Origin of the sequence: Burkholderia sp. Z1 (genome assembly GCF_014893795.1) — a bacterium.
GTDB lineage: Bacteria > Pseudomonadota > Gammaproteobacteria > Burkholderiales > Burkholderiaceae > Burkholderia > Burkholderia theae.
In genome coordinates, this window is the sequence record NZ_JACFYL010000001.1 from 380917 (window position 1) to 401373 (window position 20457).

Here is a 20457-nt window from a genome sequence, read left to right on the forward strand (position 1 = left end):
GGGCGACGCCGCGTCAGAGCGTCAGGCCGCCGTCGATGTGGACGACCTGGCCGGTAATCTGCCGCGCCGCGTCCGACAGCAGGAACGCGATCAATGCGGCGACGTCGTCGGGTTCGGCGATCCGGCCGAGCGGGGTCGCCTGTTCGGCTTGCGCCCACGCGTCGGCGTTGCCGGCGCTCGGACCGTGATCCTTGCGTGTGAAGCCCGGCGCGACCGCATTGACGGTGATGCCATGCGCGGCGAATTCGACCGCCGCGGTGCGCACGAGCGATTCGAGCGCGGCCTTTGCGGCGGCGGTCGCCGCGAACGGCGCATCGGCGCGGTAGCGGTGCGCGACGAACGAACTGACCGCGACGATCCGCGGCGCGGCCGACGCTTCGAGCAGCGGCCGTGCGTGGCCCGCGAGCGCGGAAAACGCGCCGGGCATCGCCGCGAAGGCGGACGCGAGCGTGTCTGCGGAAAGATCGGAAAAGGCCTGCCGCGCGGCGAAGCCGGCGTTCGCGACGAGCTGGTCGAGCCCGCCGAAGTGCGTGGCGGTTGCATCGACGAGCGTGGCCGCGACGCCCGGTGCGGCGAGATCGCCGGTGAGCGTGATGCACGCCGCGCCGGCCGCCGTGCAGGCGCGCGCGACTTCGGCGAGCCGGGCTCGCGCCGCGTCGTCGGCGCCGCGCGCGTGCAGCGCCAGCGCGATGCCGGGCGCCGCGAGCCGCCGCGCGAGCGCCGCGCCGATCCCCGAACCTGCGCCGGTGATCAGTGCGATGCGCGCGGCGCGTGCACTCACGCCGCGACCTTGTCGCTGTTGTTCACGCGCTCGACGTGGATCGTGCCGCCGTGGAACGCGGCCAGCGATTCGCGGTGCGCGATGCTGACGATCGCGGCCTTCGGCAGCCGTTCGGCGAACAGGTGGTAGAGGCGTGCCTCGTTGTCGGCGTCGAGCGCGCTGGTGGCTTCGTCGAGGAACAGGAAGTCGGGCTTGTGCAGCAGCACGCGCGCACCGGCCAGGCGCTGCTGTTCGCCCGGCGACAGCACGCGGGTCCAGTGCGCGGTCTCGTCGAGGCGCTCGACGTAATCCTCGAGTCGGCATGCGCGCAGCGCGTCGCGGCAGGCGTCGTCGCTGAACGTGTCGGGCGTCGCCGGATAGGTGAGCGCGGCCTTCAGCGTGCCGATCGGCAAATAGCTCGTTTGCGGCACGAACATCATCCGCGCGCCGACCGGCGCGTCGATCGCGCCGTCGCCGAACGGCCACAGGCCTGCGAGCGCACGCATGAACGTGCTCTTGCCGGAACCCGACTTGCCGATCACGAGCCAGCGCGAGCCGGGCTCGATCGTGACGCTGCCGATGTTCGCGAGCGCGTTGCCGTTCGGCAGCGCGAGCTTGAGCGACGACGTCGACAGCTTCGCGCCGTCGATGTAGTGCAGGTTGATGCCGCCGTGCTCGGTCGCGGGCGACAGGCTTTCCTTCAGGTGCGACGTGCCCATCACGCGCTTGAATTCGCGCAGACGGTTGACGGTGGCGCGCCATTCGACGAGCGTGCGATAGCTGTTGAGGAACCAGGAGAAGGAGTCGCTGACCGTGCCGAATGCCGACGAGATCTGCATCAGCACGCCGAGCGTGAACGCACCCGCGAAGTAGCGCGGCGCGGCGACGACGAACGGGAAGATGATCGCGATCTGTCCATAGAAGGCGTTCACGAACGTCAGACGCTTTGTGTATTTCATCACGCGCCACCAGTTGTCGCGGATGCGCAGGAAGATGCCCTGCGCATTGCGGTTCTCGGTGACCTCGCCGTCGTAGAAGGCGATCTGCTCGGCATTTTCGCGCACGCGGATCAGCCCGAAGCGAAAGTCCGCCTCGACGCGCTGCTGCTGGTAGTTGATCGACACGAGCGGATGACCGACCTTCTGGATCACGACCGAGCCGACCACCGCGTACAGCGCGGCCGCCCACACCATGTAGCCGGGAATCGAGATCGGCGTGGCGCCGAGCGAGAGCGTCAACGCACCGCCGAGCGTCCAGAGGATCGTGATGAACGACGCGAGCGTGACGACCGTCGACAGCAGATCGAGCGACAGCGCGAGCGTCGTGGTCGCGAACGACTGCAAGTCGTCGGCGACGCGCTGGTCGGGGTTGTCGGCGAGGCGGTCGCGCTCAATCCGGTAGAACGCGCGGTCGCCGAGCCATTCGCCGAGGAAGCGCTCGGTCAGCCATTGCCGCCAGCGAAAGCCGAGCATCTGGCGCAAGTACAGTCCGTACACGGCGAGGATGATGAAGCCGAACGCGAGCATTGAGAACTGCATCATCAGGTGCGGGAAATCGTGGACGTCCTTCGTCTGCAGTGCGTTATAGAACTGCGCGTTCCACTTGTTCAACTGCACGGTGATCCAGACGTTGCAGAGATTGATCACGATGATCGTGACGAGCAGCGTCCACGCGATTTTCCATTCGGACGATACCCAGTAGGGCTTGATGAGGCTCCACGCGGATACCGGGCGCTCGTCCTGTGGCGCGTCGGAGGCGGAGCGGACGGGATCGATCGATTGGGTCATGTGCTTCCTGATGAGTAGCCGGCGCGCGGGCCGGGCGAAGCCGGGCGCGCGCCGCGATACGGCATGCCGGGGCGCGGCGCCGACTGACGGCGGGCGCACGGATGGTCGCCCGCGCGTCTTAAACGGCACTTAAGGGCCGGCGGTGACGCGGCAACCGGCCGCTCGCGCGGCCGGCCTGCGGGCATTGTGCCAGAGCGGCGCGACGCGACGGCGAATTTGCCGCATGGGGACAGTTTGCGGCGCTTTCCGCTTTTATGGTCTAATGGCCGACGACGAAACAGGGGTGCTTCGTGCGCGGCCGGCGGATGTTCCAGGCGATGCAGCGAGGCTGAGAAAGACCCTTCGCACCCGATCCGGGTAATACCGGCGAGGGAAGTTTCTGATCCCGCCGGGCCGCGCTGGCCGCCATCCCACATGGTCAGCGCCCGAGTCCCGCCCGGCCGGCCTTTGCTGCCGGTTTCGTCCTTTTGGGTACGCGCATTGCGCGTTACGGAAGGAATGATGACCGCACAATCTTCAGTCTTTTGCATGGCTCCCGGCCCGATGTCGCGTGCGTTCGCACGGGACGGCGCGTGCGCGTCGACGTTCGTCGTGCGCGCTCGCGCGGAGGGGGCGCGATGAACGTTCCCGATTCACGGCCGGATGTCGCGGTGCTCGGCGGTGGCCTCGTCGGCCGCCTGATCGCATGGCGGCTCGCGGGCGACGGGTGTCGCGTCGCGCTCTACGAGCGTGGCGGCCCGGATGGCGAGCAGTCGGCCGCGTGGATCGCGGCCGCGATGCTCGCACCGCTCGCGGAAGCGGCGAGCGCGGAGCTGCTGATCACCGAGCTCGGCGCCGCGTCGCTCGCGCGCTGGCCGCAGTGGCTCGCGGAGTTGCCCGAGCCCGTCTTCTTCCAGCATCACGGCACACTCGTCGTCTGGCATCAGGCGGACCGCGCGGAGGCGCCGCTGTTCGAGCGGCGCGTGCGCGCGAACGCGCCGGCCGACCTGTTCGACGGCGGCTTCGTGACGCTCGCCGGCGCGCAGGTCGATGCGGCCGAGCCCGCGCTCGCGGGCCGTTTCGCGCGCGGGCTGCTGCTGCCGCGCGAAGGCCAGCTCGACAATCGCCAGGCGTTGCGCGCGCTCGCCGCGGGTCTCGTCGAGCGCGGCGTCGACCTGCACTGGCACGTCACGATCGACGACGCGCACCTGCCCGACGCGCATTTCACGATCGATTGCCGCGGGCTCGGCGCGAAACCCGCGCTGCCCGCGCTGCGCGGCATCCGGGGCGAAGTCGCGCGCGTGCATGCGCCCGGTATCGGGCTCACGCGGCCCGTGCGGCTGCTGCATCCGCGCTATCCGCTGTACATCGCGCCGAAGCAGGACGATCTCTATGTGATCGGCGCGACCGAGGTGGAGGGCGAGGACATGTCGCCCGTCAGCGTGCGCTCCGCGCTCGAACTGCTGAGCGCGGCATTCTCCGTGCATCCGGCGTTCGGCGAGGCGCGCATCCTCGAACTCAATGCGCACTGCCGGCCGACGCTGCCCGACCATCGCCCCGCGGTGATCTGGGACGGCGCGTCGACGCTCGCCGTCAACGGCCTGTACCGGCACGGCTTCATGATCGCACCGGAAGTCGCGCACGCGGCGGTCGCGTGCGCCGAAGCCGCGCTCGGCGGCGCGTTCGGCGATGCCGACGCGTTCGCCGCCTGGCGCGACGCCGCGCGCTGGCCGACGCTCCTTCATCACCGCAACGACGCGCGCCAGCCGGCCTGACGCGCGCTGCCGACCGAATCCGACGAAGCCTCATGGATATCCAGATCAACCAACAGACCCTGACGCTGCCCGACGGCGCGACGGTGGCCGACGCGCTCGCCGCGTACGGCGCGCGCCCGCCGTACGCGGTCGCGCTGAACGGCAACTTCGTCGCGCGCACGCAGCATGCGGCGCGCGCACTCGCGGCGGGCGACAAGCTCGACGTCGTGCACCCCGTCGCGGGCGGCTGAGCGCCGCCGGTTCGTCCCCGCTCTTCCAGGAAAACGACATGACGTCCCTCACATCCGCCGACGCGCTGACGCTGTACGGCGAAACCTTCGCAAGCCGCGTGCTGCTCGGCACGTCGCGCTATCCGTCGTTGCAGTCGCTGTCCGATTCGATCGCCGCGTCGCGGCCGGGGATGGTGACGGTCGCGCTGCGCCGCCAGATGACGGGCGGCACCGCCGAAGCCGGCTTCTTCGACCTGCTCAAGCGCCACGCGGTGCCGCTGCTGCCGAACACGGCCGGCTGCCAGACCGTCGCCGAGGCCGTGACGACCGCGCACATGGCGCGCGAGGTGTTCGGCACCGACTGGATCAAGCTCGAGCTGATCGGCGACGACTACACGCTGCAGCCCGACCCGGTCGGGCTGATCGAGGCCGCCGCGCAGCTGGTCAAGGACGGTTTCAAGGTGCTGCCGTACTGCACCGAGGATCTCGTGATCGGCCGGCGCCTGCTCGACGTCGGCTGCGAGGCGCTGATGCCGTGGGGCGCGCCGATCGGCACGGGCAAGGGTGTCGTGAACCCGTACGGCTTGCGCGTGCTGCGCGAGCGGCTGCCCGACGTGCCGTTGATCGTCGACGCGGGGCTCGGCGTGCCGTCGCACGCGTGCCAGGTGATGGAGTGGGGCTTCGATGGCGTGTTGTTGAACACCGCCGTGTCGCAGGCCACGCACCCCGAGATCATGGCGCGCGCCTTCGCACAGGGCGTCGAGGCCGGCCGTGCCGCGTATCTCGCCGGGCCGATGGACGCGCGCGAGACCGCGCATGCGAGTACGCCGGTCGTCGGGATGCCGTTCTGGCATCAGGACGGGGGCGGCGCATGAGCGCGCGGTTTGCCGATGCCTTCTGGCCGCCGGCCGACGAGCTGGCCGAAGCGGCCGAACGGATTCGCGCACGGCTCGGCGACTGGCCGCGCGACGCGGCGCCGTGGCGGCTCTGCGTGGCAGTGCCCGACGCGCCGGCCGACGGCGACGTGCTGATCGTGTCGGCCGGCGACCGCATCGCGCAGATGCGTGCTTCGGCCGTCTCGCGGCCCGCGTCGCCGGACGCGGTCGCGATCGAATTCGACGAGCAGGGTGCGGTGCTGCACGCGGCGGGCGTGCGCTACGCGCTCGAAGCCGCGCATCCGCTGGCGGACGACTGGATCGCGGCGCTCGCCGCATTCCTCGATTGCGGCTTCGCGCCGGTCGATGCGTTGGTGCTCGCGCTGGCGTGGCGCGACGGCGACGAGACCCGCGCCGCCGACGCCTGGCCGGTCGATGCCGCGCGGTTCCCGCGCGTCGCCGGGCTGCCGGCCGCGCCCGAGCCCGCGTTCGCGCCGTGCCCCGCGCAGCTCGGCCTCTATCCGGTCGTGCCGGATGCCGAATGGGTCGAACGCGTGCTCGATTGCGGCGTGCGGACCGTGCAACTGCGCGTGAAAGGCGCGACGCCGGACGCATTGCGCCGGGAAATCGCGCGCGCGGTCGCGGCCGGGCGTCGTTATCCCGATGCGCGCGTGTTCATCAACGATCACTGGCAGATCGCTGCAGATGAAGGTGCGTACGGCGTTCATCTGGGCCAGGAAGATCTCGAAACGGCCGATCTGGCCGCGATCGCCCGCGCGGGCCTGCGGCTCGGACTTTCGAGCCATGGTTATTACGAGATGTTGCGCGCGCTGCACGAGCGCCCGAGCTACCTCGCGCTCGGCCCCGTGTACGCGACCGCGACCAAGGCCGTCGCCGCGCCGCCGCAGGGCCTCGCGCGGATTGCCCGCTACGCGCGCTTCGCGGGGGCGCGGGCGCCGCTCGTCGCGATCGGCGGGGTGGGGCTCGACGCGCTGCCGGCCGTGCTGGCGACGGGCGTCGGCAGCGTCGCGGTGGTCAGCGCGGTCACGGGCGCGGCCGACTATCGGGCCGCGCTTATTGCGCTGCAGCAATGTTTTGCCGGACAATTTGACAATCATTGACCGCAGGGCCCGGAACGGCGTCACGACATCATTCCAAGGCAGGCCCTATAATTCGGCGTTCTGCGTAAAAGGACTGTCCGCTCCGTGAGCCCCACTCCTCCCGAGACATTGCTGGAACTTCGCGACGTCGACTTCGGCTACGGCGACCGCCTCGTCCTGTCCAACCTGAACCTGCGCTTCGGGCGCGGGCAGGTGGTCGCGGTCATGGGCGGGTCGGGTTGCGGCAAGACGACCGTGCTGCGCCTGATCGGCGGCCTCGTGCGCGCGCGCCGCGGCCAGGTGCTGTTCGACGGCGCCGATGTCGGCGCGCAAACGCGCGACGGCCTGTACGCGCTGCGCCGCAAGATGGGCATGCTGTTCCAGTTCGGCGCGTTGTTCACCGACATGTCGGTGTTCGAGAACGTCGCGTTCGCGCTGCGCGAGCACACCGATCTGCCCGAAGACCTGATCCGCGACCTCGTGCTGATGAAGCTCAACGCGGTCGGGTTGCGCGGCGCGCGGGACCTGATGCCGTCCGAGGTATCGGGCGGGATGGCGCGCCGTATCGCGCTCGCGCGCGCGATCGCGCTCGATCCGCAGCTCATCATGTACGACGAGCCGTTCGCGGGCCTCGATCCGATTTCGCTCGGCATTACCGCGAACCTGATCCGCACGCTGAACCAGGCGCTCGGCGCGACGTCGATCCTCGTCACGCACGACGTGCCCGAATCGTTCGCGATTGCCGACTACGTGTATTTTCTGGCCAACGGCGGCGTGCTCGCGCAGGGTACGCCCGACGAACTGCGTGCGTCGACCGATCCGAGCGTGCGTCAGTTCATCGACGGCGCGCCGGACGGCCCCTTCAAATTTCATTACACGAGCCCGCCGCTCGCAGCGGATTTCGGGCTCGGCGGAGGGCGCGCATGATCAGCGCGATCGGACGTTACGTCATCGGCGGCCTCGGGCGCGCGGGCTACGGCACGCGCCTGTTCGTGCGCCTCGTGCTGGAATTCTTCCCGCTGTTGCGCCGGCCGCGGCTTGTCACGAAGCAGATCCACTTTCTCGGCAACTATTCGTTCGTGATCATTGCCGTGTCGGGGCTGTTCGTCGGCTTCGTGCTCGGCCTGCAGGGGTATTACACGCTGAACCGCTACGGCTCCGAGCAGGCGCTCGGCTTGCTGGTCGCGCTGTCGCTCGTGCGCGAGCTCGGGCCGGTCGTCACCGCGCTGCTGTTCGCGGGCCGCGCGGGCACGTCGCTCACGGCCGAGATCGGCCTGATGAAGGCCGGCGAGCAGCTCACCGCGCTCGAGATGATGGCCGTGGACCCGATCAAGACGGTGATCGCGCCGCGCATGTGGGCAGGGATCATCACGATGCCGCTGCTCGCCGCGATCTTCAGCGCGGTCGGCGTGCTCGGCGGCTATATCGTCGGCGTCATACTGATCGGCGTCGATCCGGGCGCGTTCTGGTCGCAGATGCAGGGCGGGGTCCAGGTCTGGGCCGACGTCGGCAACGGCGTGCTGAAGAGCATCGTGTTCGGGTTCGCCGTGACCTTCATTGCGCTGTTTCAAGGGTATGAAGCGAAGCCCACGCCGGAAGGCGTATCGCGTGCGACCACCAAGACGGTCGTGTTCGCGTCGCTCGCCGTACTCGGCCTCGATTTCCTGCTGACTGCGCTGATGTTCAGCTAAGCCTCAGCCAAGCCATATTTTGGGATGACGATGAAAAAGACTGCTCTCGACTTCTGGGTCGGCCTGTTCGTGGTGGTGGGCTTCCTTGCGGTGCTGTTCCTGGCGCTGAAGGTCGGCAACATGAGCTCGCTGTCGTTTCAGCCGACCTACGCGGTGAAGATGAAATTCGACAATATCGGCGGGCTGAAGCCGCGCGCGGCCGTGAAGAGCGCGGGTGTCGTGGTCGGCCGCGTGAAGACGATCGGCTTCGACACGAACACGTACCAGGCGCTGGTGACGATCGATATCGACGGCCAGTACCCGTTCCCGAAGGATTCGTCGGCGAAGATCCTGACGTCGGGCCTGCTCGGCGAACAATATATCGGCCTCGAGCCGGGCGGCGACACCGAAATGCTGAAGGCGGGCGATACGATCACGATGACGCAATCGGCGATCGTGCTCGAAAACCTGATCGGTCAGTTCCTGTACAGCAAGGCCGCCGATGCGGGCGGTGCGAAGCCGGCAGCCGGTGCGCCGGCCGCGCCGGCACCGGTGGCGGTACCTGCGTCGGCTGTGTCCGGTTCGGCAGCCCAATAACCACACGAGAGAATACAAGAGGGTAATGACCATGCAGACGATCCGCATCAGGCACGCCGCGCTCGCGGTGGCGGCAGTCGCCGCGTTGAGCGGCTGCGCGACCGTGCAGACGCCGACCAAGGGCGATCCGCTCGAAGGCTTCAACCGGACGATGTACAAGTTCAACGATACGGTCGACACGTACGCGCTGAAGCCGGTCGCGCAGGGCTACCAGTACGTGGTGCCGCAGCCGGTGCGGGACAGCGTGACGAACTTCTTCTCGAACATCGGCGACGTCTACATCGCGGCGAACAACATCGTGCAGTTGCGGATCGCGGACGGCGTCGGCGACCTGATGCGCGTCGTGATCAACACGGTGTTCGGCGTCGGTGGTCTGTTCGACGTCGCGACGATCGCGAAGCTGCCGAAGCACACGGCCGACTTCGGGATCACGATGGGCCGCTACGGCATGCCGTCGGGCCCGTATCTCGTGCTGCCGCTGCTCGGACCGAGCACGCTGCGCGACACGGCCGGCCTCGGCGTCGACTACGTCGGCAATCCGCTGACCTATGTGAAGCCGGACGGCGTGGGTTATGGCCTGTTCGGCGTGAACCTCATCAACACGCGTGCGAACCTGCTCGGCGCGGGCGACGTGCTGAACGCCGCGGCGCTCGACAAGTATTCGTTCGTGCGTAACGCGTACCTGCAGCGCCGCCAGATGCTGATCGACAATGCGCGCGGCGAAGCCGGCTCGACGGCGAGCAACGACGCGCTGCCGAAGTACGATCTGCCGGATGACGGCGCGGCACCGGCGGCAGCCGGTGCGACGGCGCCGGCAGGCGCATCGGGTACGGCGGTGGCCGCGCCGGCTTCGGGCACGGCCGAATCGCCGAACCCGGCCAGCGAAACGAGCGTGCCGCCGATGCAGGTGGCGCCGCCGTCGCCGGGCGGGTTCCGCTTCCCGAGCATCCGGCTGCACTGACGGATTTACATTCGTTACAGCCGGAAACGATTCAGTCGGTAGCGTGCGCGAACTTGCGCGTAAGCTACCTGCTCCAACCTTCGCATCGACTCATTCATGCAGGTCACTATGATGAAAAAACTGTTCCTGATCCCCGTATTCGCGGCGCTGTTCTCGTTCGGCAGCGCAGCTCACGCGCAAGTCGACCAGTCGAACCCGCAGGCGCTGATCAAGACGGCGACGCAGCAGGTGCTCGACGAAGTCAAGGCGCAGACGATCAAGCAGGGCGACACCAATCGCATCATTACGATCGTCAACAAGGACATCCTGCCGTACACCGATTTCCGCCGCACCACGCAGCTCGCGATGGGCCGCAACTGGCGCACGGCGACGGCCGAGCAGCAGCAGCAGGTTCAGGAGCAGTTCAAGCTGCTGCTGATCCGCACGTATTCGGGTGCGCTCGCGCAGCTGAAGCCGGACCAGCAGATCCAGTACCCGCCGTTCCGTGCGGATCCGGCCGATACCGACGTCGTGGTCAAGACGGTTGCGTTGAACAATGGCCAGCCGGTCCAGATCGATTACCGCCTGTACAAGTCGGCGAACGGCTGGAAGGTGTATGACCTGAACGTGCTCGGCGCATGGCTGATCCAGACGTACCAGCAGCAGTTCAACGAGAAGATCCAGCAAAGCGGCGTGGACGGCCTGATCCAGTTCCTGACGCAGCGCAACCAGCAACTTGCCGCCGGCAAGCAGGCGTCGTGAGCGGTTTCGAAGCCGGCTCCTCGCTGACCGTCGCGAGCGCGAAGTCCGCGCTCGCGGACGGTCTTGCGCGCATCGGCGCGGGTGCGACCGCCGTCGATTGCGCGGCGCTGACGCAGTTCGACTCGTCCGCGCTTGCCGTGCTGCTCGCATGGCAACGTGCCGCCAAAGCGCGCGGCGCGACCCTCGACATCCTCAATCTCCCCCCGAAGCTCGCCAGCCTCGCGCGCGCCTACGGCGTCGACGCGCTCATCGAAGGCACCGGGCGACATTGACCCTGTCCGACCGGAGCCTGCCGCGCCAGCCGGCGCGCGCACGCTTCACGCCGCGCGTCTCCGGCGCCGGCTCCACCAGCCGGTTTGCCCTATAATCAAGCGTTTTGCGGGGCAGCCAATCGGCGTCCGGCCCCCATTTTCTTTCGCAGCAAGCACAGAATAGGCGTCGCGGCCATTGCGTCGCGCACAGTCATGTCAGCCATAGAAATCCGTCACGTCAAGAAGCGCTACAAATCGCTTCAGGCGCTCAAGGGCGTCAGCCTGTCGGTCGAGGAAGGCGAGTTTTTCGGTCTGCTCGGCCCCAACGGCGCAGGCAAGACCACGCTCATCAGCATCCTCGCCGGGCTTGCCCGGGCCGACGAAGGCAGTATCTCGGTGCGTGGCCACGACGTCGTCAAGGACTTCCGTGGGGCGCGCCGCGCACTCGGCGTCGTGCCGCAGGAACTCGTTTTCGACCCGTTCTTCACCGTCCGCGAGACGCTGCGGATCCAGTCCGGCTATTTCGGGCTGCGTCGCAACGACGACTGGATCGATGAAGTGATGGCCAATCTCGACCTCACCGAGAAGGCCGACGCGAACATGCGCGCGCTGTCGGGCGGGATGAAGCGCCGCGTGCTCGTCGCGCAGGCGCTCGTGCACCGGCCGCCCGTGATCGTGCTCGACGAGCCGACCGCCGGCGTCGACGTCGAACTGCGCCAGACGCTGTGGAAATTCATCTCGCGCCTGAACCGCGAGGGCCACACGATCGTGCTGACCACCCATTACCTCGAGGAAGCCGAGTCGCTGTGCGATCGCATCGCGATGCTGCGCCGCGGGGAAGTGGTCGCGCTCGACCGCACCGACGCGCTGCTGCGCCGCTTCGCGGGGCTGCAGCTCTATCTGCGCCTGGCGACGGGCGCGCTGCCCGCCGAACTGCGCGGGCTGGAGACCGACCCGGCCGCACGCGCGCCGGGCGAGCACCTGCTGCGCCTCACGAGCTACGACGATGTCGAGCGCATCCTCGCGCAGTGCCGCGCGGCGGGCTGCACGTTCGACGAGATCGAGGTCCGCAAGGCCGACCTCGAGGATGTGTTCGTCCAGGTGATGAACGGGGCCGAGGTGATCGAGGGATTGGCATGAGCGGTTTTCAAACGCTGTTCTACAAGGAACTGCTGCGTTTCTGGAAGGTGTCGTTCCAGACGGTATGCGCACCGATCGTGACGGCGCTGCTGTATCTGACGATCTTCGGCCACGCACTGTCGGGCCGCGTCGAGGTGTATCCGGGCGTCGAGTACGTGAGCTTTCTCGTACCGGGCCTCGTGATGATGAGCGTGCTGCAGAACGCGTTCGCGAACAGCTCGTCGTCGCTGATCCAGTCGAAGATCACCGGCAACCTCGTGTTCATGCTGCTGCCGCCGCTTTCGTACCGCGACATCTTCGGCGCGTACGTGCTCGCGTCCGTCGTGCGTGGGCTCGCGGTTGGCGCGGGCGTGTTCGTCGTGACGATCTGGTTCATCCCGATGCACTTCGCGGTGCCGCTGTTCATCATCGCGTTCGCGCTGCTCGGCTCGGCGATCCTCGGCACGCTCGGCTTGATCGCGGGGATCTGGGCCGAGAAGTTCGACCAGCTCGCCGCGTTCCAGAACTTCCTGATCATGCCGCTGACGTTCCTGTCCGGCGTGTTCTATTCGACGCACTCGCTGCCGCCCGTGTGGCGCGAGATCTCGCGTCTCAATCCGTTTTTCTACATGATCGACGGCTTCCGTTTCGGGTTCTTCGGCGCGTCCGACATCAACCCGTTCGCGAGCCTGGCGATCGTCGCCGGTTTCTTCGTGCTGCTCGCGATGATCGCGATGCGGCTGCTCGCGACCGGCTACAAACTGCGTCATTGATATCACTGGCTGCGGCCGCCTCGGGCGGCGCGCGCCGACAGGAGCCTTACACCATGTTGCCGACTCCCGAACAGGTCAAGCAATACATCGCCGGCGGTCTCGCCTGCACTCATCTGGAAGTCGAAGGCGACGGCCAGCATTTCTTCGCGACGATCGTGTCGGCGGCCTTCGAAGGCAAGCGGCCGATCCAGCGGCACCAGCTCGTCTACGCGGCGCTCGGCGATCGCATGAAGCAGGAAATTCACGCGCTCAGCATGAAGACGCTGACGCCCGCCGAATGGCAGAACGCATAACCGGAAAAACTGAGTGCAAGTCACCGTCAACGAGCGCGACGCCGTCAAGAGCGTCGCCACGGCACACCCGGCCGCCAACGGGGAATCGCACGGACATGGGATGGACAAGCTCGTGATCGAGGGCGGCCGCCGCCTGTCCGGCGAGATCGTCGTGTCGGGCGCGAAGAACGCCGCACTGCCGATCCTGTGCGCGGGGCTGCTCACCGCCGATCCGGTCGATCTCGACAACGTGCCGAACCTCAAGGACGTGCGCACCACGCTGAAGGTGCTGAACCAGATGGGCGTGAAGAGCGAGACCGACGGTTGCCGCGTGCAGCTCGACGCGTCGCGTGTCGACAACCTCGTTGCGCCGTACGAACTCGTGAAGACGATGCGCGCGTCGATCCTCGTGCTCGGGCCGCTGCTCGCGCGCTTCGGCGAGGCGAAGGTGTCGCTGCCGGGCGGCTGCGCGATCGGCGCGCGTCCGGTCGACCAGCACATCAAGGGGCTGCAGGCGATGGGCGCCGAGATCAGCATCGAGCACGGCTTCATCGAAGCGCGTGCGAAGCGCCTGAAGGGCGCGCGCATCGTGACCGACATGATCACGGTGACGGGGACGGAAAACCTGCTGATGGCCGCGACGCTCGCGGACGGCGAGACCGTGATCGAGAACGCGGCGCGCGAACCGGAAGTGAGCGATCTCGCACACTTGCTGGTCGCGATGGGCGCGAAAATCGACGGCATCGGTACCGATCGCCTCGTGATCCAGGGCGTCGAGCGGCTGCACGGCGCGCGCCATTCGGTGATCCCCGACCGCATCGAGGCCGGCACGTTCCTGTGCGCGGTCGCGGCGGCGGGCGGCGACGTGATGCTGACGGGCGTGCGCCCGCACATCCTCGACGCGGTGATCGACAAGCTGCGCGAAGCCGGCGTGTCGATCGAGGAAGGCGACAGCTGGCTGCGCGTGAAGATGGACCGCCGGCCGTCGGCCGTGACGATCCGCACGTCGGAATACCCGGCGTTCCCGACCGACATGCAGGCGCAGTTCATGGCGCTCAATACGGTCTCGACGGGCACCGCGCAGGTCGTCGAAACCATTTTCGAGAACCGCTTCATGCACGTGCAGGAGCTGAACCGGCTCGGCGCGAACATCACGATCGACGGCAACACGGCGCTCGTGACGGGTGTCGAGAAGCTGTCGGGCGCGAACGTGATGGCGACCGACCTGCGTGCGTCGGCGAGCCTCGTGATCGCCGGGCTGCGTGCGGACGGCGAAACGCTCGTCGACCGCATCTATCACCTGGACCGCGGTTACGACCGCATGGAAGCCAAACTGACCGCCGTCGGCGCGAACGTGCGCCGCCTCTCCGGGAGCCAAGCATGACCGCGCCGCTGACCCTCGCCCTGTCGAAGGGCCGGATTTTCGAGGAAACCCTGCCGCTGCTCGCTGCCGCGGGAATCCAGGTGGCCGAGGATCCGGAAACGTCGCGCAAGCTGATCCTGCCGACGACCGACCCGAACCTGCGTGTGATCATCGTGCGCGCGAGCGACGTGCCGACCTATGTCGAATACGGCGCGGCCGATTTCGGCGTGGCCGGCAAGGACGTGCTGGTCGAGCATGGCGGCTCGGGCCTGTACCAGCCGATCGATCTGAACATTGCGCGCTGCCGGATGTCGGTGGCCGTGTCGGCCGGCTTCGACTACGCGAACGCGGTGCGCCAGGGCGCGCGCCTGCGCGTCGCGACGAAGTACGTCGAAACGGCGCGCGAGCACTTCGCCGCGAAGGGCGTGCACGTCGACCTGATCAAGCTGTACGGCTCGATGGAGCTGGCGCCGCTGGTCGGGCTGGCCGACGCGATCGTCGACCTCGTCAGCTCGGGCGGCACGCTGAAGGCGAACAATCTGGTCGAGGTCGAGGAGATCATGGCGATCTCGTCGCGCCTCGTCGTGAACCAGGCTGCGCTGAAGTTGAAGCGCGCGGCGCTCAAGCCGATTCTCGACGCGTTCGAACGCGCGTCGCAGAATGGCGGTTGAGCGCATCACCGTAACGGAACTCCCATGTCCATCACCATTCGCAGGCTCGATTCGACGAACGAAGGCTTCGGCGCCGCACTGCGCGCGTTGCTCGCATTCGAGGCGAGCGAAGACGCGGCGATCGAGCAATCGGTCGCGCAGATCCTCGCCGACGTGAAGTCGCGCGGCGACGCCGCGGTGCTCGAGTACACGAACCGCTTCGACCGGCTGAGCGCGAGCAGCGTCGCCGCGCTCGAACTGCCGCAGGACGCGCTGCAGACGGCGCTCGACGGCCTCGCGCCGAAGGCGCGCGCGGCGCTCGAAGCGGCCGCGGCGCGGGTGCGCGCGTACCACGAGAAGCAGAAGATCGAGTGCGGCACGCATAGCTGGCAGTACACGGAAAGCGACGGCACGGTGCTCGGCCAGAAGGTCATGCCGCTCGACCGCGTCGGCCTGTACGTGCCGGGCGGCAAGGCCGCGTATCCGTCGTCGGTGCTGATGAACGCGATTCCCGCGCGCGTCGCGGGCGTCGGCGAGATCGTGATGGTCGTGCCGACGCCGGACGGCGTGAAGAACGACCTCGTGCTCGCCGCGGCGCTGCTCGGCGGCGTCGATCGCGTGTTCACGATCGGCGGTGCGCAGGCGGTCGCTGCGCTCGCGTACGGCACGGCGACGGTGCCGGCCGTCGACAAGATCTGCGGCCCCGGCAATGCGTACGTCGCGTCGGCGAAGCGCCGCGTGTTCGGCACGGTCGGCATCGACATGATCGCCGGTCCGTCGGAAATCCTTGTGATCTGCGACGGCACGACCGATCCGAACTGGGTCGCGATGGACCTGTTCTCGCAAGCCGAGCACGACGAGCTCGCGCAATCGATTCTGCTGTGTCCGGACGGCGCGTTCCTCGATCGCGTCGAAAAGGCGATCGACGAGATGCTGCCGTCGATGCCGCGCCGGGACGTGATTCGTGCGTCGCTCGAAGGCCGCGGCGCGCTGATCAAGGTGCGCGACATGGCCGAGGCGTGCCGGATCGCGAACGACATCGCACCCGAGCACCTGGAAATTTCGGCGCTGGAACCGCAGCAATGGGGCCAGCAGATCCGCCACGCGGGCGCGATCTTCCTCGGCCGCTACACGAGCGAGAGCCTCGGCGACTACTGCGCGGGCCCGAACCACGTGCTGCCGACGTCGCGCACCGCGCGCTTCTCGTCGCCGCTCGGCGTGTACGACTTCATCAAGCGCTCGAGCCTGATCGAGGTCAGCGCCGAAGGTGCGCAGACGCTTGGCGAGATCGCGTCCGAGCTCGCGTACGGCGAAGGGCTGCAGGCGCACGCGAAGAGCGCCGAGTTCCGGATGAGGGGCTGACCGCGCGCGGCGCGGGGCCGGGGCAGGCGCCGACGCGCCGGTGCCGGCGGACCCCGAAACCCGGGGTTGGAGACGAGTGCAGGGCGGCGGCCGCCGCCTTGCCGACCATTTGACGCCGGCGCGACGCACGCCGGCTTGAGACCATGACGACGCCACAAGACATCATTCGCCGCGACGTGCTCGCGATGACGAGCTACCCGGTGCCGGACGCGAGCGGGTTCGTGAAGCTCGACGCGATGGAGAACCCGTATCCGCTACCCGAACCGCTCGCCGCGGCGCTCGGCGAGCGTCTCGCGCAGGTCGCGCTGAACCGCTACCCGGCGCCGCGCCCGGCCGCGCTGCTCGACAAGCTGCGCCACGCGATGGGCGTGCCGGCCGCATGCGACGTGCTGCTCGGCAACGGGTCGGACGAAATCATCAGCATGATGTCGGTCGCGTGCGCGCGGCCGGGCGCGAAGGTGCTCGCGCCGGTGCCGGGCTTCGTGATGTACGAACTGTCCGCGAAGCTCGCGCAGCTCGAATTCGTCGGCGTGCCGCTGAAGGCCGACCTGACGCTCGACGTCGATGCGATGCTCGCGGCGATCGACGAGCACCGGCCGGCGATCGTCTATCTCGCGTACCCGAACAACCCGACCGGCACGCTGTACGACGATGCCGACGTCGAACGAATCGTCGCGGCCGCGCGGCACAGCCTGGTCGTGATCGACGAGGCATACCAGCCGTTCGCCGAGCGTTCGTGGCTGCCGCGCGCCGCCGAGTTCGACAACGTCGTCGTGATGCGCACGGTGTCGAAGCTCGGCCTCGCGGGCATCCGCCTCGGTTATCTCGTCGGTTCGCCCGCGTGGCTGACCGAATTCGACAAGGTGCGCCCGCCGTACAACATCAACGTGCTGACCCAGGCGACCGCCGATTTCCTGCTCGATCACCTCGGCGTGCTCGACGCGCAGGCGGCCGAATTGCGTGCGGAACGCACGCGCCTCGCGCAGGCCGTGGCCGCGCTGCCGGGTGCGACGGTGTTCCCGAGCGCCGGCAATTTCCTGCTGGTGCGCGTGCCGGACGCGGCTGCCGTGTTCGATGCGCTGCTCACCGAGCGGGTGCTGGTCAAAAACGTGAGTAAAATGCATTCGTTGCTGGCTGAATGCGTGCGGCTGACCGTCGGTTCTCCCGACGAAAACGCTCGCCTGCTGGCTGCTTTGAAACTCGCGCTGCCCGGTTGAGCCCAGGGCGCGGCGGCGCGCGACGATCAATCCCCATTTACATCAGACTCAATCAAGGAATTGCCATGCGTGTGGCGGAAGTCGTTCGCAATACCAGCGAAACGCAGATCCGTGTGAAGCTCGATCTCGACGGCACCGGCCGGCAGAAGCTGGCCACCGGTGTGCCGTTTCTCGACCATATGCTCGACCAGATCGCGCGACACGGTCTGGTCGATCTCGAGGTCGAAGCGCATGGCGACACGCATATCGACGACCACCACACGGTCGAGGATGTCGGCATCACGCTCGGGCAGGCCGTCGCGAAGGCGATCGGCGACCGCAAGGGCATCCGCCGCTACGGCCATTCGTACGTGCCGCTCGACGAGGCGCTGTCGCGCGTCGTGATCGATTTCTCGGGCCGGCCGGGCCTCGAATTCCACGTGCCGTTCACGCGTGCGCGGATCGGCACCTTCGACGTCGACCTGTCGATCGAATTCTTCCGCGGTTTCGTGAATCACGCGGGCGTCACGCTGCACATCGACAACCTGCGCGGGATCAACGCGCACCATCAGCTCGAGACGGTGTTCAAGGCCTTCGGCCGTGCGCTGCGCGCGGCGGTGGAGCTGGACGAGCGTGCGGCGGGGCAGATTCCGTCGACGAAAGGCAGCCTCTGAACTTCCGAACGGACGGACGCTAAGGACAACCTCACGGCTTCGGCGCACGGCGCCGGCTTGCGATGGATCTGCTCAAATCGTTCATTTCGCTGCTTGCGCTGATCAATCCGATCGGCGCGGTGCCGTTTTTCCTGAGCCTGACGGCGCAGCAGACGGACGTCGAGCGGCGTCGCACGATCCGGATCGCGTCGGTGTCGGTGTTCTGCGTGATGACGGTGACGACGCTGCTCGGGCAGCAGATCATCGACTTCTTCGGCATTTCGGTCGGGTCGCTCGAAGTGGGCGGCGGGATCATCATGCTGCTGATGGCGATCAACATGCTGAACGCGCAGATCGGCAACACGCGATCGACGCCCGAGGAGCGCCACGAGGCCGAGCTGAAGGACAACATCGCGGTCGTGCCGCTGGCGATTCCGCTGCTCACGGGCCCCGGCTCGATCAGCACGGTGATCATCTATGCGGCGAATTCGCGTCACTGGTATGAGCGGGCCGGGCTGGTCGCGATCGGCGCGGTCCTGGCTTTGCTGTGTTTCGTCGCGATGCGGCTCGCCGAGCCGATCGCGAACTGGATCGGCCGCACGGGCATCAACATCGCCACGCGGCTGATGGGTCTGATGCTGTCGGCGCTGGCGGTGGAATTCATCGTCAATGGACTGAGGGCGCTACTGCCTGCACTGAGATGAAAACTTCGATTGCGATTGTGGATTATGGGATGGGCAACCTGCGCTCGGTCGCGCAGGCGCTCAAGAAGGCCGAACCGGCCGCCGACGTGGCGATCGTCGACACGCCGGCCGCGATTCGCGCGGCCGACCGCGTCGTGCTGCCCGGCCAGGGCGCGATGCCCGACTGCATGCGCTGTCTCGGCGAATCGGGCCTGCAGGAGGCCGTGATCGAGGCGTCGCGCACGAAGCCGCTGCTCGGCGTGTGCGTCGGCGAGCAGATGCTGTTCGACTGGAGCGCGGAAGGCGACACGAAGGGCCTCGGCCTGTTGCCCGGCAAGGTCGTGCGTTTCGAGCTCGACGGCCGGCTGCAGGATGACGGCTCGCGCTTCAAGGTGCCGCAGATGGGCTGGAACCGCGTGCGTCAGTCGCAGCCGCATCCGCTGTGGGACGGCGTGCCCGACGACGCGTATTTCTACTTCGTGCACAGCTACTACGTGACGCCGGACAACCCGGCGCACTCGGTGGGCGAAACTGCCTACGGCGCGCCGTTTACGTCGGCGGTCGCGCGCGATAATCTCTTCGCGACCCAATTCCACCCCGAGAAGAGTGCGGAGGTCGGGTTGCGTCTGTATCGCAACTTCGTACACTGGAAACCGTGAACGTCGCGTGCGTGCCACAGTCGGCGGGCCGGAAAGGCCCGTCGCACGGGGCTTGCCCGCCAAGACGCCGAAAGAGTTGTACTAAACTAGCGAGACGGCGCGGCACCGGTTTGGCCGGTGCGCGCCGGATTCTTTTCTTTTTCCACGACGACATCCGATTGCTATGTTGCTGATTCCGGCCATCGATCTAAAAGACGGTCAGTGTGTACGCCTGAAACAAGGCGATATGGACCAGGCTACGATTTTCTCCGAGGACCCGGCGGCGATGGCCCGCAAGTGGGTCGATCTCGGCGCCCGGCGGCTCCATCTGGTCGACCTGAACGGCGCATTCGCCGGCAAGCCGAGGAATCTCGAGGCGATCGAGGCGATCCTCGACGAAGTCGGCGATGAAATCCCCGTGCAGCTCGGCGGCGGCATCCGCAGCCTCGAGACGATCGAGAAGTACCTCGACGCCGGCCTGTCCTACGTGATCATCGGCACGGCGGCCGTGAAGGATCCGGGCTTCCTGCAGGATGCGTGCACCGCGTTCGCGGGCAACATCATCGTTGGCCTGGATGCCAAGGACGGCAAGGTCGCGACCGACGGCTGGAGCAAGCTGACGGGCCACGAAGTGATCGATCTCGCGCGGAAGTTCGAGGACTACGGCGTCGAATCGATCGTCTACACGGACATCGGCCGCGACGGGATGCTGCAGGGCATCAACATCGAGGCGACCGTGAAGCTTGCGCAGGCGGTCGGTATCCCGGTGATCGCCAGCGGCGGCCTGTCGAATCTCACGGACATCGAGAACCTGTGCGAGGTGGAAGAGCAAGGCGTCGAAGGCGTGATCTGCGGCCGCGCGATCTACTCCGGCGATCTCGATTTCGCGACCGCGCAAAAGCGCGCGGACGAACTGAACGGCGAACTCGACAACGCGTAACCGCGGTTGTCCCGTTCGCCGGGGCTGCCCGCGGGCGGCCCCGACCGGAAGCCTCGCGCGAGGCTTCCGTAACCGGCCGTCCCATCGCGGCATTTGGCGCAAC

General features: G+C 67.7%; 23 protein-coding genes and 1 riboswitch. Of the genes, 21 read left to right on the top strand and 2 right to left on the bottom strand.

The features are described from left to right. Nucleotides 1–13: 13 nt before the first annotated feature. Both H3H55_RS01750 and H3H55_RS01755 read right to left on the bottom strand, forming a co-directional pair. Nucleotides 14–781, bottom strand: coding sequence for an SDR family NAD(P)-dependent oxidoreductase (locus H3H55_RS01750; protein WP_193097506.1), 768 nt, complete (start codon nt 779–781; stop codon nt 14–16). Next, complete coding sequence (locus tag H3H55_RS01755) at nt 778–2547, bottom strand: ABC transporter ATP-binding protein/permease (RefSeq protein ID WP_193097507.1); 1770 nt, start codon at nt 2545–2547, stop codon at nt 778–780. The genes H3H55_RS01750 and H3H55_RS01755 overlap by 4 nt, the downstream gene beginning before the upstream one ends. Nucleotides 2548–2816: 269 nt before the next feature. Then, nucleotides 2817–2939, top strand: a riboswitch (TPP riboswitch). Between the two features lie 225 nt (nt 2940–3164). Here H3H55_RS01755 and H3H55_RS01760 point away from each other — a divergent pair. The 21 genes from H3H55_RS01760 (at nt 3165) to hisA (ending at nt 20354) form a co-directional block, all read left to right on the top strand. Next, nucleotides 3165–4301, top strand: a complete 1137-nt coding sequence (locus H3H55_RS01760) for an FAD-dependent oxidoreductase (RefSeq protein ID WP_193097508.1) — start codon at nt 3165–3167, stop codon at nt 4299–4301. A 32-nt stretch (nt 4302–4333) separates the two neighbouring features. Then, complete coding sequence (gene thiS, locus H3H55_RS01765) at nt 4334–4531, top strand: sulfur carrier protein ThiS (protein ID WP_027783340.1); 198 nt, start codon at nt 4334–4336, stop codon at nt 4529–4531. Between the two features lie 38 nt (nt 4532–4569). Beyond that, the gene (locus H3H55_RS01770; RefSeq protein ID WP_034183640.1) at nt 4570–5385 is read left to right on the top strand and encodes a thiazole synthase; all 816 of its coding nucleotides are present in this window, start codon (nt 4570–4572) and stop codon (nt 5383–5385) included. Then, complete coding sequence (gene thiE, locus H3H55_RS01775; protein WP_193097509.1) at nt 5382–6506, top strand: thiamine phosphate synthase; 1125 nt, start codon at nt 5382–5384, stop codon at nt 6504–6506. The genes H3H55_RS01770 and thiE overlap by 4 nt, the downstream gene beginning before the upstream one ends. A gap of 84 nt (nt 6507–6590) precedes the next feature. Then, nucleotides 6591–7412, top strand: a complete 822-nt coding sequence (locus tag H3H55_RS01780; protein ID WP_027783343.1) for an ABC transporter ATP-binding protein — start codon at nt 6591–6593, stop codon at nt 7410–7412. Next, on the top strand, nt 7409–8176 hold the full coding sequence (gene mlaE, locus H3H55_RS01785) for a lipid asymmetry maintenance ABC transporter permease subunit MlaE (protein ID WP_048251413.1): 768 nt from the start codon (nt 7409–7411) through the stop codon (nt 8174–8176). Before H3H55_RS01780 ends, mlaE begins: the two co-directional genes overlap by 4 nt. Nucleotides 8177–8200: 24 nt before the next feature. Then, nucleotides 8201–8752, top strand: a complete 552-nt coding sequence (gene mlaD, locus H3H55_RS01790) for an outer membrane lipid asymmetry maintenance protein MlaD (protein ID WP_129513548.1) — start codon at nt 8201–8203, stop codon at nt 8750–8752. A 31-nt stretch (nt 8753–8783) separates the two neighbouring features. After that, nucleotides 8784–9713 (top strand): VacJ family lipoprotein, encoded by a 930-nt coding sequence (locus tag H3H55_RS01795; RefSeq protein WP_193099431.1) that lies wholly within the window; start codon nt 8784–8786, stop codon nt 9711–9713. A gap of 111 nt (nt 9714–9824) precedes the next feature. Then, nucleotides 9825–10454, top strand: coding sequence for a phospholipid-binding protein MlaC (locus H3H55_RS01800; protein ID WP_129513550.1), 630 nt, complete (start codon nt 9825–9827; stop codon nt 10452–10454). Next, a complete protein-coding gene (locus H3H55_RS01805; RefSeq protein WP_027788544.1) occupies nt 10451–10726 on the top strand; it encodes a lipid asymmetry maintenance protein MlaB in 276 nt (91 codons plus the stop codon). The genes H3H55_RS01800 and H3H55_RS01805 overlap by 4 nt, the downstream gene beginning before the upstream one ends. 192 nt (nt 10727–10918) lie before the next feature. Next, nucleotides 10919–11845 carry an ABC transporter ATP-binding protein gene (locus H3H55_RS01810; protein WP_034189820.1) on the top strand — a complete coding sequence of 309 codons (927 nt, stop codon included), beginning with the start codon at nt 10919–10921 and terminating at the stop codon, nt 11843–11845. Then, complete coding sequence (locus tag H3H55_RS01815) at nt 11842–12597, top strand: ABC transporter permease (RefSeq protein ID WP_193097510.1); 756 nt, start codon at nt 11842–11844, stop codon at nt 12595–12597. The genes H3H55_RS01810 and H3H55_RS01815 overlap by 4 nt, the downstream gene beginning before the upstream one ends. 53 nt (nt 12598–12650) lie before the next feature. Further along, nucleotides 12651–12890, top strand: coding sequence for a BolA family protein (locus H3H55_RS01820; protein ID WP_006477131.1), 240 nt, complete (start codon nt 12651–12653; stop codon nt 12888–12890). A 13-nt stretch (nt 12891–12903) separates the two neighbouring features. Continuing rightward, entirely contained in the window at nt 12904–14253 is a 1350-nt protein-coding gene (gene murA / locus H3H55_RS01825; RefSeq protein ID WP_193097511.1) for a UDP-N-acetylglucosamine 1-carboxyvinyltransferase, read from the top strand. Next, the gene (gene hisG / locus H3H55_RS01830; protein ID WP_048251409.1) at nt 14250–14903 is read left to right on the top strand and encodes an ATP phosphoribosyltransferase; all 654 of its coding nucleotides are present in this window, start codon (nt 14250–14252) and stop codon (nt 14901–14903) included. The genes murA and hisG overlap by 4 nt, the downstream gene beginning before the upstream one ends. 24 nt (nt 14904–14927) lie before the next feature. Further along, on the top strand, nt 14928–16244 hold the full coding sequence (gene hisD / locus H3H55_RS01835) for a histidinol dehydrogenase (protein WP_129513552.1): 1317 nt from the start codon (nt 14928–14930) through the stop codon (nt 16242–16244). 143 nt (nt 16245–16387) lie between these two features. Next, nucleotides 16388–17461 (top strand): histidinol-phosphate transaminase, encoded by a 1074-nt coding sequence (gene hisC, locus H3H55_RS01840; protein WP_048251407.1) that lies wholly within the window; start codon nt 16388–16390, stop codon nt 17459–17461. Nucleotides 17462–17526: 65 nt separating this feature from the next. Continuing rightward, nucleotides 17527–18114 carry an imidazoleglycerol-phosphate dehydratase HisB gene (hisB, locus tag H3H55_RS01845; RefSeq protein ID WP_011546606.1) on the top strand — a complete coding sequence of 196 codons (588 nt, stop codon included), beginning with the start codon at nt 17527–17529 and terminating at the stop codon, nt 18112–18114. A 62-nt stretch (nt 18115–18176) separates the two neighbouring features. After that, a complete protein-coding gene (locus H3H55_RS01850; protein ID WP_129513554.1) occupies nt 18177–18797 on the top strand; it encodes a MarC family protein in 621 nt (206 codons plus the stop codon). After that, nucleotides 18794–19435: an imidazole glycerol phosphate synthase subunit HisH gene (gene hisH, locus H3H55_RS01855; RefSeq protein ID WP_129513555.1), complete on the top strand. Its 642-nt coding sequence runs from the start codon at nt 18794–18796 to the stop codon at nt 19433–19435. The genes H3H55_RS01850 and hisH overlap by 4 nt, the downstream gene beginning before the upstream one ends. Nucleotides 19436–19598: 163 nt before the next feature. Further along, nucleotides 19599–20354: a 1-(5-phosphoribosyl)-5-[(5-phosphoribosylamino)methylideneamino]imidazole-4-carboxamide isomerase gene (gene hisA / locus H3H55_RS01860; RefSeq protein WP_193097512.1), complete on the top strand. Its 756-nt coding sequence runs from the start codon at nt 19599–19601 to the stop codon at nt 20352–20354. The last annotated feature ends 103 nt before the right edge of the window (nt 20355–20457 follow it).

Excerpts from the sequence above, each read along its gene's own strand:
- H3H55_RS01810 (WP_034189820.1), top strand. The coding sequence starts at position 10,919 with ATGTCAGCCATAGAAATCCGTCACGTCAAGAAGCGCTACAAATCGCTT.
- H3H55_RS01795 (WP_193099431.1), top strand. The coding sequence starts at position 8,784 with ATGCAGACGATCCGCATCAGGCACGCCGCGCTCGCGGTGGCGGCAGTC.
- H3H55_RS01820 (WP_006477131.1), top strand. The coding sequence starts at position 12,651 with ATGTTGCCGACTCCCGAACAGGTCAAGCAATACATCGCCGGCGGTCTC.
- thiS (WP_027783340.1), top strand. The coding sequence starts at position 4,334 with ATGGATATCCAGATCAACCAACAGACCCTGACGCTGCCCGACGGCGCG.
- hisC (WP_048251407.1), top strand. The coding sequence starts at position 16,388 with ATGACGACGCCACAAGACATCATTCGCCGCGACGTGCTCGCGATGACG.
- mlaE (WP_048251413.1), top strand. The coding sequence starts at position 7,409 with ATGATCAGCGCGATCGGACGTTACGTCATCGGCGGCCTCGGGCGCGCG.
- H3H55_RS01760 (WP_193097508.1), top strand. The coding sequence starts at position 3,165 with ATGAACGTTCCCGATTCACGGCCGGATGTCGCGGTGCTCGGCGGTGGC.
- H3H55_RS01800 (WP_129513550.1), top strand. The coding sequence starts at position 9,825 with ATGAAAAAACTGTTCCTGATCCCCGTATTCGCGGCGCTGTTCTCGTTC.
- H3H55_RS01755 (WP_193097507.1), bottom strand. The coding sequence starts at position 2,547 with ATGACCCAATCGATCGATCCCGTCCGCTCCGCCTCCGACGCGCCACAG.
- hisA (WP_193097512.1), top strand. The coding sequence starts at position 19,599 with ATGTTGCTGATTCCGGCCATCGATCTAAAAGACGGTCAGTGTGTACGC.
- mlaD (WP_129513548.1), top strand. The coding sequence starts at position 8,201 with ATGACGATGAAAAAGACTGCTCTCGACTTCTGGGTCGGCCTGTTCGTG.
- H3H55_RS01815 (WP_193097510.1), top strand. The coding sequence starts at position 11,842 with ATGAGCGGTTTTCAAACGCTGTTCTACAAGGAACTGCTGCGTTTCTGG.
- hisG (WP_048251409.1), top strand. The coding sequence starts at position 14,250 with ATGACCGCGCCGCTGACCCTCGCCCTGTCGAAGGGCCGGATTTTCGAG.
- hisH (WP_129513555.1), top strand. The coding sequence starts at position 18,794 with ATGAAAACTTCGATTGCGATTGTGGATTATGGGATGGGCAACCTGCGC.
- H3H55_RS01770 (WP_034183640.1), top strand. The coding sequence starts at position 4,570 with ATGACGTCCCTCACATCCGCCGACGCGCTGACGCTGTACGGCGAAACC.
- hisD (WP_129513552.1), top strand. The coding sequence starts at position 14,928 with ATGTCCATCACCATTCGCAGGCTCGATTCGACGAACGAAGGCTTCGGC.
- H3H55_RS01850 (WP_129513554.1), top strand. The coding sequence starts at position 18,177 with ATGGATCTGCTCAAATCGTTCATTTCGCTGCTTGCGCTGATCAATCCG.
- thiE (WP_193097509.1), top strand. The coding sequence starts at position 5,382 with ATGAGCGCGCGGTTTGCCGATGCCTTCTGGCCGCCGGCCGACGAGCTG.
- hisB (WP_011546606.1), top strand. The coding sequence starts at position 17,527 with ATGCGTGTGGCGGAAGTCGTTCGCAATACCAGCGAAACGCAGATCCGT.